This window comes from Brachybacterium sp. HMSC06H03, assembly GCF_001807385.1.
Lineage (GTDB): Bacteria > Actinomycetota > Actinomycetes > Actinomycetales > Dermabacteraceae > Brachybacterium > Brachybacterium conglomeratum.
In genome coordinates, this window is sequence record NZ_KV788831.1 from 1 (window position 1) to 4,071 (window position 4,071).

A 4,071-nucleotide genomic window follows, 5' to 3' on the forward strand; every position below is an offset into this window, starting at 1 on the left:
ACCGGCCCGGCGTCCGAGCGGTCGGCCCGACGCGGCTCAGCCCCGTACGCGCCGCCGTGCCCTGCGGGCGGAGGCCAGGGATGCGGCCGCGACGATCAGGGCGAGCGCGGTGACGACGCCCGCGGCCACCAGCAGCCAGCCGACGGGGAAGCCCGCGAAGGTGACGATCTCGGTGACCGTGTAGGTCGGCACGACCTGGTCCGCCTCCGGGTCCGGGCCGAAGGTGAAGTCCTCGCTGAAGGATCCGGGCTCGCCGGAGATGTCGAACTCGGTGACGATCCGATGTCGGGTCTCGTCCTCGATGCCGTCCGCGGCCTCTGCTGCCGCGGTGCCGGTCAGCTCGCGCAGCGTCGGATCGCTCCAGTCCCAGTCCCACAGGGTCGGGTCGGCGATCCACGGCCGCTGGACGCGCTGCCCGTCGACGGAGCCGTCGGTGCGCTGCATCGGCTGGTCGGAGAGCACGAACAGCGAGAGGCTCTGGCGCTGCGTCGCGGCCTGGGAGAAGCGCATCGGGTAGACGAGCTCGTCGCTCGGGAAGTCGATCCGGAGCGGCTCCATCTCGCCGCCGAGCTCGGCGTCGGCGGCGTAGCGCACCGCGGTGAACACCCAGCCCTCCTCGGCGTACGGATCCAGCAGCACGGAGACGGAGTCGGTCAGCTCGTAGCCGTTCTCGGCGAGCCAGGTCCGCACCGAGCCGGCGCCGCCCTCGAGCACGGCGACGTCGTAATCACCCACCCGGGACAGCTCGTGCACGGTGACGCCCGTGCCTCCCGTCGGCGCGCTGCCCTCCGGCGCCCCGGACCCTGCGAGGAAGGGATTGTCGCCCCACAGGTCGTACTCGACCTCCTCGCGCGGCGCGGTCGCCGTCTGCATCTCGCGCAGCGTGCCGGAGGAGGCGGCGCTCACCTCCGGCACGGACGGGGTGGGCATCAGCAGGGTCGACCCGGTGCGCGTGCCGTCCAGGGCCAGGCCCATGATGATCGTCTCGACCCCGTCGTCCAGGGACAGGATCGCCGTCTCCCGCAGCACACCGGCGTCGGCGCGCTGGTCGACGGGGTCGAAGAACGCCCCGCAGGCACAGGCCCCGGCCGGGTTCGCGGCGCCCAGCAGGAGCTGGGCGAGCACGAGCATCCCCGTCAGCGCAACGGCGAGGAGCCGCCGTCGGCCCCGCCCCAGCGCATCGAGCAGCCGTCGGTCGTCGGTCATCACGCTCCCCCTCGTGGCCCCCTCCCTCGCGCCCCCACGACGCGCAGGTCATGCTCCCGGGCCGGCCGGCGGACGCCCGCCCGCTCGCCGGCCCGGATCCGGCTCGGAGCCGGCTGCTCAGTACCCGCTGCCGGTGCCGCCCTCGAGGATGGCCTTGGAGGAGGACAGGCCCAGCCGGCTCGCGCCCGCGGCGACCATGGCCTCGGCGGCCTCGCGGGTGCGGATCCCGCCGGAGGCCTTGACGCCGAGGCGGTCGCCGACGGTCTCGCGCATGAGCGCGACGGCGTGCTCGGAGGCGCCGCCCGCGGGGTGGAAGCCGGTGGAGGTCTTCACGAAGTCGGCGCCGGCGCGCTCTGCGGCCTGGCACACTGCGACGATCTGCTCGTCGTCCAGGGCGGCGGACTCGATGATGACCTTGAGCAGCACCGGGGCCTTCGCGACATCGCGGACGGCACGGATCTCGTGCTCGACCTGCTCGTACTCCCCGGCGCGGGCGAGGCCCACGTTGATCACCATGTCGATCTCATCGGCGCCCTTGGCGACGGACTCGCGCGCCTCGAAGGCCTTCACCTCGGCGCTGTGCTGCCCGGAGGGGAAGCCGCAGACGGTCGCGACCTTGACGCTCGTCTCGACGGGGAGCATCGAGGGCGAGACGCAGATCGAGTAGGTGCCGAGGCCCTCGGCCTCGCGGGCGAGGGCGTCGACGTCGGCGCGGACCGCCTCGGGCTTGAGCAGGGTGTGGTCGATGAGCTCGGCGAGCTGTGCGTTCTCGATGGAGGACATGCACGGAATCCTCCCACGAGCGTGCTCGTGATCGACACCTCGCCACTACCTATCCACCTATCTGATAGGTTTTCCGGCATTCGGCGCGATGCGGCTCCCTGCTCCTCGCGTTAAGACCGTATGAAGGAGTACCCGTCGATGACGACGTCCCCCAGTTCGACGCCGAGCGGATCCCCCGCCTCGCCGCAGCCGAGCCCCGACCTCCCCACCCGCACCGTGCTCGCCAAGGGCGTGGACCCCTACGTGGTCGACGGCTCCCAGATCGCCGATCCGCCCACCACCCTGCGCGGCCGACTGAAGTTCCTCGGCCCCGGCATGATCACCTCCGCCGCCGTCGTCGGCTCCGGTGAGCTGTTGACCGCGACCGCCCTCGGCGCCACCGTCGGCTTCATGCTGCTGTGGCTCGTGCTGGTCTCCACCTTCCTCAAGGTGTGGGTCCAGATCGAGCTGGCCCGCTGGTCCATCTCGACCGGCCGCACCGCGGTCGACGGCTACGACGAAGTGCCCCCGCGGCTGGGCAGGCGCGGCTGGATCTCCTGGCTGCAGCTGCTGATGATCCTGCAGTTCTTCATCGGGCAGGCCGGCGTGATCAGCGCCTCCGCCTTCGCCTTCTCGAGCCTGATGCCGATCGGCGGCGAGCCCTACTCGCTGCTGTCCATCGGCGTCTGGGTCGCGCTGCTGGTGGTCGTCGCGATCGCCATCCACTCGCTGAACCGCTACGCCGTGGTCGAGCGGATCTCCACCGTGCTGGTGCTGCTGGTGACGCTCTTCGCGATCGTGATGGTGTTCCTCCTGCAGGGCACCGAGTTCGCGTGGAGCGCCGGAGACCTCGCCGGCGGCATGCGCTTCCAGCTCGCGGCCGGGGCGATCGGCGTCGCGATCGCGATGTTCGGCATGACCGGCGTCGGCGCGGGCGAGACCACCGCCTACACCTACTGGGTCGTCGCGAAGGGCTACGCCGCCTGGACCGGCCCCAACGACGGCTCCGAGGGCTGGGTCCCCCGCGCCAGGGGCTGGATCTCCGTGATGAAGGTCGACGCGTGGGTCTCGTGGGTCGTCTACACCGCCTCCACCGCCGCGTTCTTTATCCTCGGCGCCGCCGTGCTGCACCCGCAGGGCCTGGTGCCCGAGGGCAACGAGGTGATGGTGACCATCTCCTCGATCTTCGACTCCGCCGTGGGCACCTGGGGCGGCGTGCTCTTCCTCATCGGCGCGGGCCTCGCGCTGTTCAAGACGATCCTCGCCAACGTCCCCAGCCTCAGCCGCATCTCCGGCCAGACCCTCGCCGTCTTCGGCGCGTACGACTGGAACGACCAGGCCGCGCGCGACCGCTGGCAGCGCGTGATCATGATCGTCCTGCCGATCGGCTGGGGCCTGCTGGGCACGATCGCCTCCTCCCCGCTGCTACTGGTCATCATCGCCGGCATCCTCAACGCCGTGTACCTCATCGGCGCGGCGATCGCGACGGTGTTCCTGGCCCGCACGCAGACCGACCCGCGGATCCGCGACGGCCGCCCCACCGAGATCATGCTGTGGATCTCCGCCGCGGCGATCATCGCCGTGGGAGTGATCGGGCTCGCCAATGCCTTCTGAGCAGGCCCCGTCCTCTGAGCAGGCCCCGCCTTCCGAGCAGACCCGCGCCGCGGGCCTCGGCGACACCGCCTGGCGCTACCTCACCTCCCCCGTGGACCCGTCGGACCAGGCGCTGAGCCGCGAGACCCTCGTGGGCCGGGCACGGCAGGCCGTGCTCGACCTGATCGACGACGAGGGCCTGGACGCCGGGGACCCGCTCCCCTCGGCCGGGGCGCTCGCGGAGCGCTTCGCGGTCTCCAAGGCCGTGGTGCGCGAGGCGCTCAGCGCCCTGGACGCGCTCGGCATCGTGGAGATCTCCAACGGCCGCGCCGCCCGGGTGCGCCCGACCGACAGCTCCCTGGTGCGCTTCTCGCTCTCGCGCACGATCCGCACCGCCCCCGGCGAGGGCTTCGCCACCCTCATGGATCTGCGCTCCCCGCTGGAGGTGCGCGCCGCTGCCCTCGCCGCCCGCCGTTTCGGCGAGCCCGATCCCGACCACCTCGCCGCGCT

Annotated in this window: 4 protein-coding genes; 2 read left to right on the plus strand and 2 right to left on the minus strand. The window is 72.1% G+C overall.

Going from position 1 to position 4,071, the window contains the following annotated elements; all coding sequences use genetic code 11:
- Positions 1 to 36 precede the first annotated feature (36 nt).
- Both HMPREF3159_RS10230 and deoC read right to left on the minus strand, forming a co-directional pair.
- Positions 37 to 1,206, minus strand: coding sequence for a DUF2330 domain-containing protein (locus tag HMPREF3159_RS10230; protein WP_070500937.1), 1,170 nt, complete (start codon positions 1,204 to 1,206; stop codon positions 37 to 39).
- Positions 1,207 to 1,323: 117 nt separating this feature from the next.
- Positions 1,324 to 1,989 (minus strand): deoxyribose-phosphate aldolase, encoded by a 666-nt coding sequence (gene deoC / locus HMPREF3159_RS10235; protein ID WP_070500938.1) that lies wholly within the window; start codon positions 1,987 to 1,989, stop codon positions 1,324 to 1,326.
- 138 nt (positions 1,990 to 2,127) lie between these two features.
- Here deoC and HMPREF3159_RS10240 point away from each other — a divergent pair, with 138 nt between their 5' ends.
- Both HMPREF3159_RS10240 and HMPREF3159_RS10245 read left to right on the plus strand, forming a co-directional pair.
- Positions 2,128 to 3,582 carry an Nramp family divalent metal transporter gene (locus tag HMPREF3159_RS10240; protein ID WP_083305908.1) on the plus strand — a complete coding sequence of 485 codons (1,455 nt, stop codon included), beginning with the start codon at positions 2,128 to 2,130 and terminating at the stop codon, positions 3,580 to 3,582.
- A partial coding sequence (locus HMPREF3159_RS10245) for a FadR/GntR family transcriptional regulator (RefSeq protein WP_141748176.1) occupies positions 3,572 to 4,071 on the plus strand: 500 nt, incomplete at its 3' end. The genes HMPREF3159_RS10240 and HMPREF3159_RS10245, both read left to right, overlap by 11 nt.